Origin of the sequence: Streptomyces aidingensis, from assembly GCF_900112355.1 — a bacterium.
Classification (GTDB): Bacteria; Actinomycetota; Actinomycetes; order Streptomycetales; family Streptomycetaceae; genus Streptomyces; species Streptomyces aidingensis.
Genome location: NZ_FOLM01000001.1, coordinates 61268 through 75679 on the forward strand (window position 1 = coordinate 61268; position 14412 = coordinate 75679).

Consider the following 14412-nt stretch of genomic DNA (forward strand, 5'->3'; position numbering starts at 1 on the left):
GTGCTGGGAGTGTCCAGCGGGAGTGTCAGTGCTGTGTGGGACGACGAGAGGCGGCAGCGGCGGTGTCCGAGATGACCTGGCAGAAGTCGAGCTTCAGCAGCGGCGACGTTCCGCAGTCCTGCATCGAGGTGGCTGCCAAGGGCGCCGGCGACGGGCGTCTCTACCTGCGGGAGAGCGAACTGCCGCGGCCGGTGCTGGTCACGGACCGGGTGCGGCTGGCCGCGCTGCTGGCAGCGGTGCGCCGCTGAGGCGGGCGAAGGCCAGCGCGTTGCGCACGGCCGCGCCGCCGGGGTCGTTGTTGAAGTAGACGTAGACGTCGTCCCGCGGGCCCGGCCAGGTGGCCCGGACGCGGGTGGCCCAGGTGGCGAGCGACTGACGGCCGTAGTGCGGCCACGGCCGGGCGCGGCCCTCGTGGAACCGGACATAGCCCCAGCCCGCGGTGCGCCACAGCGGGGTGGCGGGACGGGCCCGGACGTCCGCCCAGCACAGTGCGGCGCCCCGGTGCGTCAGCACGGCCCGCACGGCCGGGCTCCACCAGGAGGGGTGGCGCGGCTCCACGGCGACGCGCATCCCCGGCGGGAAGCAGGCCAGGCAGCGGTCCAGGGCCGCCGGGTCCGCGCGGAGCGTGGGCGGGAGCTGGAGCAGCACCGGGCCGAGACGCGGGCCGAGGCCGGCGGCGTGGCTCAGCAGCCGCTGCACGGGCTCCTCCGGGTCGCGCAGCCGCTTCATATGCGTCAGGAAACGGCTGGCCTTGACCGCCATCACGAAACCCTCGGGGGTGACGGTGCGCCAGGCGGCGAAGGTGTCGTGGCCGGGCAGGCGGTAGAAGGCGTTGTTGCACTCGACGGTGGGGAAGCGGGCCGCGTACGTCTCCAGCCAGAGCCGCTGCGGCCGGTCCGGCGGATACAGCACGCCGCGCCAGTCGGGGTACTGCCATCCGGAGGTGCCGACGAGCACAGTCATCGCCCTTCCAGGGTAGGTCCGCATCCGGGTCCCGCGCGTGCTCACCGGCGGGCGCTGCGGGGAATTGCCCTTTCCGGGACCGGCCCGGGACACGGCCCGAAGAACGGCCCGGGCTCAGGGCCACAGCAGAGTGCGGGTCCAGGCGCTGTCGGCGGGGTCGGGTGCGGGGCGGCGGTAGAGCAGGCGGATGTGGCGCCGGCTCTGGTGGCCCTGCCAGAACTCCACCTCCCGCGCCCAGAGGGTGTAGACGGTGTGGCCGGGGGCCACCAGGCCGGGGTCGGCGTGCAGCCGCCGGGCGGCCTCGGTCACGGCGGCGTCGTACTCGTCCATCGAGCCCATCGGCCGGCTCTCGCCGCCGACCAGACCGGCGATCCGGCCGCCCAGGGAGCGGGCGCGGAACTCGGCGGCCGAGACCTCGGCCGGGGCCTGTTCGACGGCTCCCCGCACCCGCACCTGCCGGCCCAGCAGCGGCCAGTAGACGCTGAGCGCGGCGGCCGGTACCGCCGCGAGCTGGCGGCCCTTCGGGGTCTGGGCGTCGGCGGCGAACACCCAGCCGCCGCGCTCCTCGTCCACGCCGCGCAGGATCAGCACCCGGGCGTCCGGCCGCCCGTCCGCCTCCACCGTGGAGAGCGTCATCGCGTGCGGATCCAGCACTCCGCTGCCCACCGCGATGGCCAGCCATTCGGCGAACAGCGGGCCGGGGCGGTGCGGCACATGGTCCGGATCGAAGCCGGGCAGGTCCCGGATCATCGGGGGATGGGCGCGCAGCAGTTCGGCCACCAGGCCCGGAGCGGGGACGCCGTCGGCGGACGGCGGTTCGTTCGCGGAAGAAGCCATGGGGAACGGCCTTTCGACGGTCCGGGGACGCGGCCGGGAAGAGGAGCTCGCGGGCGCCCGGCCGGCGCCCTCCGTTCACGGTAGCGGGCGGACGGCACCGGCCGCGGCAACCGGCGCGCGCCGCCCGAGCGGGCCCGCCCGCTGCCCAGGGGCCAAAACGCCCTACGCTGCTTACGGCCGCCTGTGGCAGGCTTCCGGCCATGCTGGGGATTACCGATCTCTCGACCTATCTGATCGGGCTCGCGCTGATCATTCTGCTGCCGGGGCCGAACTCCCTCTATGTGCTGTCCGTGGGCGCCCGGCTCGGCGTGCGGGCGGGCTACCGGGCCGCCTTCGGGGTCTTCTGCGGCGATGCCGTGCTGATGGCGCTCTCGGCGGGCGGGGTGGCCTCGCTGCTGCGGGCCAGCCCGCTGGCGTTCTCGGTGCTCAAGCTGCTGGGGGCCGGCTATCTGACCTGGCTGGCGATCGGCATGCTGCGCGGCGCCTGGTCGCTGTGGCGGCGGCACCGGCGGGCGGTGCGCGGCACGGAGACGGGCGTGGCGGCGGAGCCGGCGGCCACCCCGGCGCCGGCGGGCGCCGGCGGACGCGGGGGCGGACGCGGGGGCGGGCGCACGGAGCGGCCGTTCCGGCGGGCCCTGGGGGCCAGCCTGCTCAATCCCAAGGCGATCCTGTTCTTCGTCTCCTTCTTCGTGCAGTTCGTCGATCCGGCGTACCCGTATCCGGTGCTGTCCTTTGTGGCGCTGGCGCTGTGGGTGCAGCTTTTCAGCCTCACCTATCTCTCACTGCTGATCTTCACGGGGGCGCGGCTGGCCGACGCCTTCCGCAGGCGGCGCCGGCTCCAGGCGGGGGCCTCGGCCGCGGCGGGCGGTGCCTTTCTGGGCTTCGCGGTCAAGCTCTCGCTGTCCAGTGCGGCGTAGGCTCGTGAGGGAGGTGAGGGTGAGCCGCCGGGGTGAGGGAGGTGGCCGTGGTGGCGATGGCGGTGTGGGTCTGGTTCGGTGTCCTGGCCGTGGTGGTGCTGTTCGGCGGCGGCGGTGCGTGGCTGGCCGAGGCCGTGCGGGCCGGGCGGCTGCAGCGGCATGAGCAGCGGATGGAGCTGCTGCGGGCCGAGGAGCGGCGGCTGGACCGGCTGGAGGCCGCCGCCGCGCAGCCGGAGCCGGTCTGCGGCTGCGGCCACCATCTGGCCAAGCACGACCGGCAGGGCCACTGCCACGAGATCGTGCGGATCCCGACCGGCTGGGACGCGCAGCGCCGCCCGCTGGGCTTCGAACGCGGCGCCTGCAACTGCCAGCAGTACATCGGCCCGCAGCCGCTCTCCCAGGTCTGGGCGGAAGGGCTCACCGACCGGGAACCCGGGCCGCTGCCGCCCGGCGGGGACCGGGGCCCGGACGAGGGGGAGGGAGAGGACGGGACGGACGGCGGGGAGGGCAAGGACGGCGAGGGCGGGAAGGACGGCGACGGGCGGTAGCGGCCGGGCGGCGGCTAGAGCTTGCGGACCAGGGTGACGCCGTCCCGCACCGAGAGCATCACCGACTCCACCCGCCGGTCACCGGCGATGGCGTCGTTGACCTGCCGCATCACCACCGTGCCCGGGTCCTGGGCGGCCGGCTCCACCACCCGGCCGGAGCGCAGCACATTGTCCAGGGCCAGCACCCCGCCCGGCCGCAGCCGGGTGACCAGCTCCTCGTAGTACTCCGGGTAGCCGGTCTTGTCGGCGTCGATGAAGGCGAAGTCGACGAACTCCTCGCGCGGCAGCGCGCGCAGCGTCTCGGCGGCCGGGGCGATCACCAGCTCGATCCGGTCCGCGACCCCGGCCCGCTCCCAGTAGCGGCGGGCCACCGAGGTCCATTCCTCGCTGACGTCACACGCGATGAGCCGCCCGTCCGCGGGCAGCGCGCGGGCGATGCACAGCGCGGAATAGCCGGTGAAGGTGCCCACCTCCACCGCCGTCCGGGCGCCGGCCAGCTTCACCAGCAGGCTCAGCAGCGCACCCTCGTCGTGCGTGATCTGCATGCCGGCCAGCCCCGGCGGCAGGCTGCGATGCGTCTCCTCGGCCAGTTCGCGCAGCACCTCGTCCGCCCCCGGGGACGCGTGCGCGATCAGATACTCGTGCAGCGCGGGATTCACGATCTCCATGCCGTGACTCTACGTCCCCGGACCGACAGCCGCCCGGTCCGTCAGTACGGGCGGTAGGGGGAGCGGCCGGCGGGCGCCGGCGCGCCCGCCGGCGGGGTGCGGCGGAACCAGAAGGCCGCCAGCACACCGCCGGCCAGGCCGAACAGATGCCCCTGCCAGGACACCCCGCTGTCCAGCGGCAGCACCCCCCACAGCAGCGAGCCGTAGAGCAGGAAGATGACGATGCCCACGGTGATGTCCAGGGCGTTGCGCTCCACGAAGCCGCGCACCAGCAGATAGCCGAAGAGGCCGAAGACCACCCCGGAGGCCCCGGCGGTGATGGAGTCCGGAGCCGCGGTCAGCCAGACCCCCAGCCCCGAGACGGTGATGATCAGCAGGCAGACGGCCAGGAAGCGGCCGATGCCGCGCAGCGCCGCCAGAAAGCCGAAGACCAGCAGCGGCAGCGTGTTGGCCACCAGATGGTCGTAGCCGAAGTGCAGGAAGGCCGCCGGGTAGATGTCCAGCAGTTCGCCGGTGTCCCGCGGCTCGATGCCGTACTCGCACACCAGCGGCTGGTCGGGGACCGGCCCGGCCAGGCAGACCGGGTCCGAGCCGTCGGCCAGGGTGAGCACCCACATCGCCACCAGCCAGGTGCCCATCAGCGCGGCGGCGGCCGTCGCGCGCCGGGTTCCCGGCCCGCGCCGCCGTCCGCCCGGTGCCCCGGGTCCCGCCCCTGTCCCTGCCCCTGAGCCGTACATCCTCCAGCGCCCCCAACGTGTGCGTGTGTGCGTCCGGGTGTGTTCTGCCGTGGTGCCTTCTGACAGTGTCCCCGTTCCGGGCGGAAACCGACCGCCCGTCAGGGCTGCACCGGCCCGGGCAGGTTGCCGCGGTTCGGGTCCTGCTCCCGCTGCTCCTCGCGCAGCGCCAGATAGAGCAGCGCCACCGTCAGATCCTCCGGGTCGAGGGTCTGCCCGGTGTCCCGGGGCGGGTTGAGCGAGATGGCCGCGCCGCTGGTGAGCGCGATCTCCAGCGGCAGCGGCGGGAATCCGGGCCCGCCGAACTGCGCGAGGTCGAACTCGATCTCCGACAGCACACCGTTGCGCAGCGTCAGTACCGCGGTGACCGGGGTGTCCGGGTCGGCCGGGTCGTGCACCAGCGGGGGCAGGCCGAACCGCGCGCTCTGCCCGCGCAGCAGATCCAGCAGCGGGCCCAGCGCCTGCTGTGCCCGGCCGGCCGGCACGGTCAGCTCCATCCGCTCGGTGCCGTCCTCCTTGCCCAGCGAGTGCAGCCGGGTGCCGGTGGTGCGCACCGAGTTCTCCAGCCGGGCCACCATGTCCCACTGCGCTTCCGGGGAGAGCAGCGGATCGGCTCCGGTGAGCGCCTCGGCCACGTCCTCGGCCCGGCCGACGCCGCCGGTCTGCTCGGCCGCCCGCTCGGCGTCCCGGCCGGCCCCGGTGATGCCCGCCTCGATGGCCGCGGCGTACTCGGGGTAGCGGAAGGGGTCGACCAGCACCCAGGAGCCGGCCAGTGCCCGGGCGGCGGTGTCGAGCGAGCCGGGCAGGCCCGCGGCATGCTCCATGAACCGCACCGTCCGGCTGACGTCCTCCGGCTTGCCGCGCAGGACGTCCTGGACGACGGTCTCGGCGCCGATCCGGACAAAGGTCTGCTCGTCGACCCGCTTCAGGCCGATGGCGTCCTTGCCGCCGAAGCCGAGCGACAGCGCTATGTCCAGCGGCTCGCCCTCCTCCAGGTCGCGCATCCGGCGGTCCTCGCCCGGGTCGCCGACCACGGCGGTGAACTCCAGGGAGGCCAGCACCCCGGCGGCGTGCCGGGTGGGGGCCGGGCCGCCGCTCGCCTCGGCGGAGTGCCGGAGGTAGGCGTACATCTCGTCGGCGGTGGCGCCGAGGGCGAGATCCACCGTGACGGCTTCCCGGGACATCAGCCGGTCGAGGGCGTCGTCGGCCTGCGCGCCCGCCGCGGCCGTCTCCACGACCTGGCAGCCGGCGGTGGCCGCCAGCAGCGCGGTGACGAGTGCGGCGCCGCCGGCCAGGGCGGTCGTGCGCCTGCGGAAGGTACTGATCGTCTCACTCCCGGTCCGGGGACACGACCGAGGGGCCGGGCCGGTGGCGCCCGCGGTGCCGCCCGCGGTCCGGGGCCGGCCCCCGGCGGCGGGCGGCGGCCAGGGCCGCCCGCTGGTTCGTGTCCGTCCGTCTGCTGTCGTCTGGGTCCGTCCGTGCCGTCCGTGCCGTCCGGGCCGTCCGCGCCGTCCGGGCGGCCGCCGGCCGGCCGTGATGCTCCCGGTCCGTCGGATGCGCGGCCGGGGGTACCCGGTTCCAGTCTTCTCCCACCCTCGTAAGCATGACGTATGACGCGCATCACGCCGGGCCGGGGCGTCACCGAGCGGTGAGCCATCCGTTAGCGGGCCGTGTTCTAGGCTCGTCGGTGTGAGTGAACAAGGGCGGCGGCCCTGGCTGGTCGGGGTGTCGGGTGCGTCGGGCACCCCGTACGCGGCGGCCGTGCTGCGCGGGCTGCTGGACGCCGGGGAGGCGGTCGATCTGGTGGTCAGCCGGGCCTCCCGGCTGACCCTGCTGGATGAGACCGGCATCCCCTTCCGGGACGGCCACTGGCGGGACGACCTGCGGGAATGGCTGGCGCGCGGTGCGGACGGCAAACCGGACGCCTTCGCCCCGGACCTCGCCGGGGTGCGCCACTGGCCGGCCGGTGATCTGGCGGCGGGTCCCTCGTCCGGGTCGTATCCGGCCAAGGGGATGCTGATCGTGCCGGCCTCCACCGCCTGCGTCGCCGGAGTGGCCCTGGGCCTGTCCAAGGATCTGCTGCAGCGGGCTGCCGGCGTGACCCTCAAGGAGCGCCGCCCGCTGGTGGTGGCGGTCCGGGAGACGCCGCTGAACGGGCAGACGCTGCGTCACATGGTGGCCCTGGACGAGGCCGGCGCCACCGTGCTGCCCGCCTCGCCGGCCTTCTACGCCGGGGCCACCCACATCCAGGACCTGGTGGATTTCGTGGCCGGCCGGGTGCTGGACGCGGCCGGTGTGCCGCACGGGCTGTACCGGCGCTGGGCGGGCCAACTGGGCGGCGGCAGGGGCGGTGGCGCGGGTGGCGGCGCGGGGGGTGCCCGGCCCGGCTCCACCGGCGGAACGGGTGGCTCGTCCAGCCAGTCGTAAGCCGAGGGGCCGCCATGCCTTAGATTCTTCTGGTACGGCAGCGCGCGGCCCCCCGTTTGCAGGCATGGCCTGGCACCGGGGCGCCGCACGGCGGGACGGCCCCGCATCGCGGGGCCCCGAGGGAACGGTGGAAGGCTTGGCGACCATGGACGCGGTGGACAGGCAGCTCATCCAGGCGCTCCGGGAGAACGGACGGGCCTCCTATGCGGAACTGGGCCGGCTGGTGGGACTCTCCGGGCCGAGCGTCACCGACCGCATCAACCGGCTGGAGGCGGCCGGGGTGATCACCGGCTACCGGGCGACCGTGGACGCCGCCGCGCTGGGCCTGGGGGTCACCGCGCTGATCGGCCTCCAGCTCTCCGACGCCACCGACCACCAGGAGCTGGCCGAGCGGCTCAAGGAGCTGCACGAGATCGAGGACTGCTGGTTCATCGCCGGTGACGACTCCTACATGCTCAAGGTGCGGGCGGCCGATGTGGACGGCCTGGAGAAGACCATCCGCCGGCTCTCCGGAACCAAGGGCGTCTCCCGCACCCGGACCACCATCGTGCTCTCCACCAAGTGGGAGAACCGTGTCGGGGACCTGCCCGATCTGCCGGGACGGTGAGCAACGTAAGGTCGGCGGGAGCAGCGAACGAAGGAGGCGCGACGCATGGACACCGGGCTGGACACCGGGCTCAGGCGCGAGCTGGAGGAGAAGGTCCGTGCCGGTGAGCGGCTGACCCGCGAGGACGGGATCGCGCTGTACGAGTGCGACGACCTGGCCTGGCTGGGCGGGCTGGCCCACGAGGTGCGCACCCGCAAGAACGGCGACGTGGTCTATTTCAACGTCAACCGCCACCTCAACATGACCAATGTGTGCACGGCCTCGTGCGCGTACTGCTCCTTCCAGCGCAAGCCGGGCGAGAAGGACGCGTACACCATGCGCATCGAGGAGGCGGTGCGGCTGGCCAGGTCCATGGAGGGGGACAACCTGACCGAGCTGCACATCGTCAACGGGCTGCATCCCACCCTGCCGTGGCGCTACTACCCGCGCTCGCTGCGGGCGCTGAAGGAGGCGCTGCCGCACGTCCAGCTCAAGGCGTTCACGGCGACGGAGATCCACCACTTCGAGACCATCTCCGGGCTGCCCGCCGAGGAGATCCTGGACGAGCTGATCGACGCCGGGCTGGAGTCGCTGACCGGCGGTGGCGCGGAGATCTTCGACTGGGAGGTGCGGCAGCACATCGTGGACCACCGCACCCACTGGGAGGACTGGTCGCGCATCCACCGGCTGGCGCACGGCAAGGGCCTGAAGACGCCGTGCACCATGCTCTACGGGCACATCGAGGAGCCCCGCCACCGGGTGGACCATGTGCTGCGGCTGCGCGAGCTCCAGGACGAGACCGGCGGCTTCCAGGTCTTCATCCCGCTGCGCTACCAGCACGACTTCGTGGACATGAAGGACGGCAAGGTCCGCAACCGGCTCCAGGCCCGGACGACGATGGCCACCGGCGCGGAGGCGCTGAAGACCTTCGCGGTCTCCCGGCTGCTGTTCGACAATGTGCCGCATGTGAAGGTCTTCTGGGTGATGCACGGGGTGCAGACCGCGCAGCTCGCGCTGCAGCACGGTGCGGACGACATGGACGGCTCGGTGGTCGAGTACAAGATCACCCATGACGCCGACAACTTCGGCACCCCGGACAAGCTGACCCGGGACGATCTGCTGGAGCTGATCCGGGACGCCGGCTTCCGCCCGGTGGAGCGCAATACCCGCTACGAGGTGGTGCGCGAGTACGAGGGGCCGGACCCGGCCCGGCGCGAGACGCCGCAGCCGATGCAGCTCTGATCCGGAGCACCGTTTCCCGGTCCGTCCCCGTCCGGTGGGCGGAACGCGGTGGCGGCCCCGCATTGAGTAAAAGTACAGTGCTCCGCATGACTATGCGGTATGTGCTGGGCCCGGAGATCACCCCGGCGCTCCGGGAGGCGCTGCTGCGCCTGTGGACGGACGTCACCAACGCGGGCGGTGCCGTGGGCCTGGTGCCGCCCGTGACCACCGAGGACGTGACCGGGCTGCTGGACGGGCACCTGCGCGGCATCGCCGAGGGCAACACCCTCGCGCTGACCGGCTTCGACGAGCGCGACCGCCCGGCCGCGCTGGCCTTTCTGGTGCGCAACGACCACCGGCTGATGCGCCACTGGGTGTGGCTCTACCGCGTGATGGTGCACCCGGGCCACCAGGGGCGCGGCACCGGCCGCGAACTGATGCGGCAGGCCGAGGCCGCGGCCCGCTCCCTCGACGGCGTGCGCGGCATCCGGCTGACCGCCCGCGGCGGCATGGGCCTGGAGCGCTTCTACGAGTCCTGCGGCTACAAGGAGGTCGGCCGGGTCCCGGACGCCATCCGGGTCGCCGAGGACGATCTGCGCGACGACGTCATCATGTGGCGCCCGCTGACCTGACCGGGGGCGCCCGAAACGCCGGAATGGCGGCATGCTTCACTGGAAAACCGGAGCCGGAAGCCGCCGAGCGGGACGACAGGGAGCCGCCGCCGTGATCACCATCAAGAACCCGACGCTGCGCTACACACTGATGCGGCTGGGTATCTTCCTCGGCTGCCTGGCCGGTGTCTATCTGCTCGCCGTGCTCGGCGCGGTGCCCTCCGGGGTGGGCAGCTCCAACGCGCTGTGGATCCCGCTGCTGGCCCTGGTGATCTCCGCGCCGCTCAGCTTCATCCTGCTGCGCGGCCAGCGCGACGCCATGTCCGAGCAGCTCACGGACGGCTACCAGCGCGCCCGGCAGACCCTGCGCGCCAACCAGTCCATGGAGGACGAGGCCGACGAAACCGCCCGCCGCGCGGCCGGCTGACCGCGGCCGGCACCGGTACCGGCGAGGCCCCGGCCGCCGCCGTCGGTGGGACGGCGGGGGCCGGGGCCCGGTGGTGGTTCCGGGTCAGCGGCGGAGCAGGGAGAGCAGGTGGTGCAGCCAGCCCATCAGGTCGGGCAGGGAGTGCCGCGGCCAGGGCTTGCCCGGCTTGCCCGGCTTGCCGGGCTTGCCGTCGCCCTTGGCCTTGGTGTCGATCCGGACGATCTGCGGGTCGTGGTCACTTGCCTGCCGGGCGAACTCGGCGTTGATGTGCACCACGTCGTACTCCGCACCGCGGACGGCGGGGCTGACCAGGATGTGGTCCAGGGTCTGCGAGTTGCCGTCGTAGACGTAGGTGTAGCGCTCTTCGGCGGGCAGGGTGAACGCCAGGTTCTCCAGCACCCCGTCCGCGGTGAGCAGCTCCATGGTCCGCGAGAACTCGAAGTCGTTGAAGTCGCCCAGCGCGATCACCCGGGCCTTGGGGTCGGCGGCCAGCAGCTTGGCGACAAAGGACTGGATCTCGGCGGCCTGCTGGTGGCGCTGGGTCTCGGAGGAGCGGGTGGGCGGCTGGTTGCGGCCGTGCAGCGGCTCGTCGCCGCCCTTGGACGCGAAGTGGTTGGCGATCACGAAGTAGGTCCTGCCGCGGAAGACGAACTCGCCCGCCAGCGGCTTGCGGCTGTCCTCCCAGGCGGCACTGGCCGGGTTGATCCGGCCCGGGGAGACGGAGAGCCGCACCCCGTGCCGGGTCTGGACCGCCTCGGTGGCGGTGGTGGCGTCGCCGCCGGGGCGGTCGGTGAAGGAGACCCGCTCCGGGTTGAAGAGGAAGGCCACCCGGATGTTGCCGCCGGGCTGGCCGCCGTCCGCGCCGTCCACCGGGTCGATGGCGCGCCACTCGTAGGCGGGGCCGCCGGCCGCCTCGATGGCGGCGGTGAACCGGTCCAGGGTCTGGTCCGCGGCCACCGTGCCGTCGGAGGCGGGGCCGTTGTTGTCCTGGATCTCCTCCAGGGCCACGATGTCCGGCGAGGCGAGATGGTGCACGATGCCGGCGGCCAGCTCGGCGAACTTCTCCTCGCTGTCGGCGGCCGAGAGGTTCTCCACGTTGTAGGTGGCGACCGCCAGTTCCTTCTTGGTCTGGGCGCGGGTGGTCTCCTTGGCCAGGCCGCCCGCGGCCTGCTCGCCGAGCGCGGTGGCCTGCACGGTGTAGCCGCCGTACCGGCCGTAGTCCATGGCGCCGGTGGTGGTGCCGGTGAGGGTGTCGCCGACATCGGCCACCGGCAGCTCGCCGGCCAGGGACATCACCTTCAGCCGCCCGGTGTTCGGGGCGTCGTAGGAGCCGTAGAGCGTGCCGCCGCGGGCCGAGGGGTTCTCCTCCGGCTTGACGGTGATCCACAGCTCGTCGTACTGGGTGGTGCGGCTGATGGTGCGCACATCGCTGAAGGAGACCAGCATGCCCTCCAGCGATTCGTAGCGGTCCAGGGCGTAGCTGCCCGGCTCCAGCGGGAGATCGTCGGTCGGCCCGCCCGCGGCGTCCGGTGCGTACCGGTCCGGCACGGTGGCGGCGTCCAGCGCAAAGGGCTCCGGCAGGGCGTTGCCGGAGGAGAGCACGGTGACCTCGGGGCGGGTGATCTCGGTCAGCGACTGGGTGCCGGAGGCCGGGAAGTACTCGGTGACCCGGCCGCCGACCAGCACCTCGTCGCCGATGGCGACGGTGGGCGCGGTGGAGCCGGTGTAGACGAACACGCCCTCGCTGGTGGCCGGGTCGGTGTCCGGCTCCGGGTCCTGGATCCAGAAGCCGCGGGAGCCGGAGCCGGAGACCGCGGTGACGATGCCGGGGACGGCGGCCACGGTGTCACCGGTCAGCGGGGAGATCCGGGTGGTGCCCTGGATGTCGCGGATCCGGGTGTCGCCGGGCTCGGTGGGCTCCCCGTCGCCGCCACCGTCGCCGCCGCCCCCGTCACCGGGGGTCTGGCCGGCGGCGTTGACGGGGGTGGGGGCGCCGGAGGTGAAGTCGGCGGCGTTGTCGTCGGTGTCGGTGAGCGCGGGCCGGGCCACGGAGGAGGTGTTGCTCGCCCCGGCGGCCGGGCCGCTGCCCTCCCGGACCACCGCACTGCCATAGCCGGCCAGATCCACGATCCGGTCGTCGGCGGCGCAGTCGGCGGCGGTCTTGCAGGTCAGCGCCTCGGTGGAGTTGACCAGGGCGACCGTGCCGCTGGTGGCGGACATGGAGATGGAGCCGGTGGCGTCCGGGGCGGGGAGCTCGACGGTGCCGCCGCTGCCCGCGTTCTCGGATATCAGATAGCGGCCCTGGGCGGCTATGGCGCCGGAGAGCGCGGTGACCTGCCATCGCGAGCCGGAGCTGGGCGAGCCGGGCAGATACTGCACACTCCAGCCGTCCAGTGCGACGGGCGCCTGGCCGGCGTTGGCCAGCTCGATGAAGTCACGGGTCAGGGTGGCACCGGAGTTGCCGCCCCCGCCGTAGACCTCGCCGAGCATCACATCGGGCGACGGGGCGGCGAATGCCGCCGGGAGCGGGGTGAGGACCAGCGAGGCGGCCACCCCGCAGGTGACGAGGCCCAGCCGGAGTCTTCTGGAACTTGGGGGCCCGGAAGGGGAGTTGGTCGGCACGGTGTGCTTCTCCTTAGGGATGCCACGGGAGCGCGTCGGTTGAAGCTACGCGCGTAGAGGAGAAGTTGGCAAGAACGCGGGCGTGAAAACTGGGCGTCGGGCGGCCGAATGTTTCCGACTCCGGGGCGGCCGTGCCGCCGGGCACCGGCGTCGCGGCACGGGCCCGGTGGCACGGGCCGGGCGGAAAAGCGGAAAGCCCTCGCCTGGCGGGCGAGGGCCTGTCTGTCCATCCGGCCGCTTCCGCGCGGGTGTCCGGCCCGGCACGGTCACGGAGAAGGACGGCAGACGAAGAAGAGAAGCGGAAGAGGAAAAGGAACGAGGAAGAGAAATCCGGCAGTTCCGCCGAACTGTGTGAGCGCGGCCCGGTGGAACGGTCCCCCGGGCCCCGTCACGTCTCAGTTGACGGAGACGTTCTCCGCCTGCGGCCCCTTCGGACCCTGGGTGATGTCGAAGGACACCTCCTGGTCCTGCTCCAGCGAGCGGAAGCCATTGGCGTTGATCGCACTGTAGTGAACGAAAACGTCCGGGCCGCCGCCGTGCTGGGCGATGAACCCGTAGCCCTTCTCGGCGTTGAACCACTTGACGGTTCCGGTGGCCATAAGCCCTCCCTGGGCCTACTGATGGGTCGCCCTGCTCCAGAACCTTGGAAAAGCCTGAAAACGACGAAAGCCCGCGGTTCGCTGATCCGCAGGCTCGTACTGCAAGGGAAACCGGTCTGCAACTTGCTGTGACCTTACCACGGCCTGCGGGCGCGGAGCGGCAGCATCGGCGTTCCGGGGTGTCGCGGGTGTCGCCGGGGTGCCGGGGCGGGGGTGGAAACCGGGGCGTACGCTCACAAGCGTGCGATCGGAAACACCCTCACGGCCCCGGGTCGGGCACATCCAGTTCCTGAACTGCCTGCCCCTGTACTGGGGCCTGGCCCGCACCGGCAGCCTGCTGGACCTGGAGCTGACCAAGGACACCCCGGAACGGCTCAGCGACCAGTTGGTGCGGGGCGAGCTGGACATCGGGCCGGTCACCCTGGTCGAGTTCCTGCGGCACTCCGGCAGCCTGGTGGCGCTGCCGGACATCGCGGTGGGCTGCGACGGCCCGGTGATGTCCTGCGTGATCGTCTCCCAGGTGCCGCTCGCGGAACTCCAGGGGGCGCGGGTGGCCCTCGGGTCCACCTCCCGCACCTCCGTGCGCCTGGCGCGACTGCTGCTCGCCGAGCGCTACCGGGTCTCCCCGCGCTACCACAGTTCCCCGCCGGATCTGGGCGAGATGATGCGCGAGGCCGAGGCCGCCGTGCTGATCGGCGACCCGGCGCTGCGCGCCACGCTGCACGACGCGCCCCGGCTGGGCCTTCAGGTGCATGATCTGGGGCAGATGTGGCGGGAGTGGACCGGGCTGCCGTTCGTCTTCGCCCTCTGGGCGGTGCGGCGGGACTATCTGGCCCGGTACCCCGGCACCGTGCGCGAGGTGCACCGGGCGTTTCTGGAGTCCCGGGATCTCTCGCTGGCCGAGGTGGCCAAGGTGGCGGAACAGGCGGCCCGCTGGGAAGCGTTCGAGGCCGGGGTGCTGGAACGTTATTTCACCACCCTGGACTTCCGCCTCGGCGAACGGCAGCTCGCCGGCATCGCGGAGTTCGCCCGCCGCACCGGGCCCGCCGGCGGCACCGTGCCGCGCGTCGAACTGCTGCCGCCGGCGGACTGAGCGCCAAGGGCGCCCGCGCGGCCGTCCGCCGGGCCGACCGGACGGCGGCACCCCGGGCCCCTGCCCGTAGGGTGACGGGGAAGCCGGGAAAGCACGGGAAAGACGGGACCGACGGGGAAGAGGGCACCCGCAGCCGCCCGCAGCACCCACCGGGGGAAG

16 protein-coding genes are annotated in these 14412 nt (G+C 73.1%); 9 read left to right on the forward strand and 7 right to left on the reverse strand.

Features of this window, described 5'->3' with window-relative positions:
* Positions 1-71 precede the first annotated feature (71 nt).
* Positions 72-248: a DUF397 domain-containing protein gene (locus BM242_RS00235; protein ID WP_245833712.1), complete on the forward strand. Its 177-nt coding sequence runs from the start codon at positions 72-74 to the stop codon at positions 246-248.
* Here the strand turns inward: BM242_RS00235 and BM242_RS00240 are convergent.
* The gene (locus tag BM242_RS00240; protein WP_093836539.1) at positions 199-963 is read right to left on the reverse strand and encodes a DUF72 domain-containing protein; all 765 of its coding nucleotides are present in this window, start codon (positions 961-963) and stop codon (positions 199-201) included. The two genes, BM242_RS00235 and BM242_RS00240, sit on opposite strands and share 50 nt — an antisense overlap.
* Before the next feature lie 114 nt (positions 964-1077).
* Positions 1078-1800, reverse strand: a complete 723-nt coding sequence (locus BM242_RS00245; protein WP_175541191.1) for a pyridoxine/pyridoxamine 5'-phosphate oxidase — start codon at positions 1798-1800, stop codon at positions 1078-1080.
* A 200-nt stretch (positions 1801-2000) separates the two neighbouring features.
* Between BM242_RS00245 and leuE the strand changes: the two genes are divergently transcribed.
* Positions 2001-2717, forward strand: coding sequence for a leucine efflux protein LeuE (leuE, locus tag BM242_RS00250; RefSeq protein ID WP_093836540.1), 717 nt, complete (start codon positions 2001-2003; stop codon positions 2715-2717).
* Positions 2718-2749: 32 nt separating this feature from the next.
* The gene (locus BM242_RS00255; protein WP_342746931.1) at positions 2750-3265 is read left to right on the forward strand and encodes a hypothetical protein; all 516 of its coding nucleotides are present in this window, start codon (positions 2750-2752) and stop codon (positions 3263-3265) included.
* A gap of 14 nt (positions 3266-3279) precedes the next feature.
* Here BM242_RS00255 and BM242_RS00260 read toward each other — a convergent pair whose 3' ends face one another.
* The 3 genes from BM242_RS00260 to BM242_RS00270 form a co-directional block, all read right to left on the reverse strand.
* Positions 3280-3933 carry an O-methyltransferase gene (locus BM242_RS00260; protein ID WP_093836541.1) on the reverse strand — a complete coding sequence of 218 codons (654 nt, stop codon included), beginning with the start codon at positions 3931-3933 and terminating at the stop codon, positions 3280-3282.
* Positions 3934-3974: 41 nt separating this feature from the next.
* A complete protein-coding gene (locus BM242_RS00265; protein ID WP_093836542.1) occupies positions 3975-4571 on the reverse strand; it encodes a rhomboid family intramembrane serine protease in 597 nt (198 codons plus the stop codon).
* A gap of 197 nt (positions 4572-4768) precedes the next feature.
* The gene (locus tag BM242_RS00270) at positions 4769-5902 is read right to left on the reverse strand and encodes a hypothetical protein (RefSeq protein WP_093836543.1); all 1134 of its coding nucleotides are present in this window, start codon (positions 5900-5902) and stop codon (positions 4769-4771) included.
* A 454-nt stretch (positions 5903-6356) separates the two neighbouring features.
* Between BM242_RS00270 and BM242_RS00275 the strand changes: the two genes are divergently transcribed.
* The 5 genes from BM242_RS00275 (at position 6357) to BM242_RS00295 (ending at position 9939) form a co-directional block, all read left to right on the forward strand.
* Positions 6357-7094, forward strand: a complete 738-nt coding sequence (locus BM242_RS00275) for a UbiX family flavin prenyltransferase (protein WP_093836544.1) — start codon at positions 6357-6359, stop codon at positions 7092-7094.
* Positions 7095-7239: 145 nt separating this feature from the next.
* Positions 7240-7701 (forward strand): Lrp/AsnC family transcriptional regulator, encoded by a 462-nt coding sequence (locus BM242_RS00280; protein ID WP_093836545.1) that lies wholly within the window; start codon positions 7240-7242, stop codon positions 7699-7701.
* Positions 7702-7758: 57 nt separating this feature from the next.
* Positions 7759-8922 (forward strand): aminofutalosine synthase MqnE, encoded by a 1164-nt coding sequence (gene mqnE, locus BM242_RS00285; protein ID WP_093837241.1) that lies wholly within the window; start codon positions 7759-7761, stop codon positions 8920-8922.
* Positions 8923-9008: 86 nt separating this feature from the next.
* Positions 9009-9533, forward strand: a complete 525-nt coding sequence (locus BM242_RS00290) for a GNAT family N-acetyltransferase (RefSeq protein WP_093837242.1) — start codon at positions 9009-9011, stop codon at positions 9531-9533.
* A gap of 91 nt (positions 9534-9624) precedes the next feature.
* Positions 9625-9939, forward strand: a complete 315-nt coding sequence (locus tag BM242_RS00295) for a DUF4229 domain-containing protein (protein ID WP_425443783.1) — start codon at positions 9625-9627, stop codon at positions 9937-9939.
* Positions 9940-10023: 84 nt separating this feature from the next.
* On the opposite strand, the gene BM242_RS00300 is transcribed toward BM242_RS00295, so the two are convergent.
* Both BM242_RS00300 and BM242_RS00305 read right to left on the reverse strand, forming a co-directional pair.
* On the reverse strand, positions 10024-12561 hold the full coding sequence (locus BM242_RS00300; RefSeq protein WP_425443784.1) for an endonuclease/exonuclease/phosphatase family protein: 2538 nt from the start codon (positions 12559-12561) through the stop codon (positions 10024-10026).
* Positions 12562-12956: 395 nt separating this feature from the next.
* On the reverse strand, positions 12957-13160 hold the full coding sequence (locus BM242_RS00305) for a cold-shock protein (protein ID WP_093836547.1): 204 nt from the start codon (positions 13158-13160) through the stop codon (positions 12957-12959).
* A gap of 241 nt (positions 13161-13401) precedes the next feature.
* On the opposite strand from BM242_RS00305, the gene BM242_RS00310 reads away from it, so the two are divergent.
* Positions 13402-14253 (forward strand): menaquinone biosynthetic enzyme MqnA/MqnD family protein, encoded by an 852-nt coding sequence (locus BM242_RS00310; protein WP_245833713.1) that lies wholly within the window; start codon positions 13402-13404, stop codon positions 14251-14253.
* Positions 14254-14412: the final 159 nt, after the last annotated feature.

Excerpts from the sequence above, each read along its gene's own strand:
- BM242_RS00235 (WP_245833712.1), top strand. The coding sequence starts at position 72 with ATGACCTGGCAGAAGTCGAGCTTCAGCAGCGGCGACGTTCCGCAGTCC.
- BM242_RS00240 (WP_093836539.1), bottom strand. The coding sequence starts at position 963 with ATGACTGTGCTCGTCGGCACCTCCGGATGGCAGTACCCCGACTGGCGC.
- BM242_RS00245 (WP_175541191.1), bottom strand. The coding sequence starts at position 1,800 with ATGGCTTCTTCCGCGAACGAACCGCCGTCCGCCGACGGCGTCCCCGCT.
- leuE (WP_093836540.1), top strand. The coding sequence starts at position 2,001 with ATGCTGGGGATTACCGATCTCTCGACCTATCTGATCGGGCTCGCGCTG.
- BM242_RS00260 (WP_093836541.1), bottom strand. The coding sequence starts at position 3,933 with ATGGAGATCGTGAATCCCGCGCTGCACGAGTATCTGATCGCGCACGCG.
- BM242_RS00265 (WP_093836542.1), bottom strand. The coding sequence starts at position 4,571 with ATGGGCACCTGGCTGGTGGCGATGTGGGTGCTCACCCTGGCCGACGGC.
- BM242_RS00280 (WP_093836545.1), top strand. The coding sequence starts at position 7,240 with ATGGACGCGGTGGACAGGCAGCTCATCCAGGCGCTCCGGGAGAACGGA.
- BM242_RS00290 (WP_093837242.1), top strand. The coding sequence starts at position 9,009 with ATGACTATGCGGTATGTGCTGGGCCCGGAGATCACCCCGGCGCTCCGG.
- BM242_RS00305 (WP_093836547.1), bottom strand. The coding sequence starts at position 13,160 with ATGGCCACCGGAACCGTCAAGTGGTTCAACGCCGAGAAGGGCTACGGG.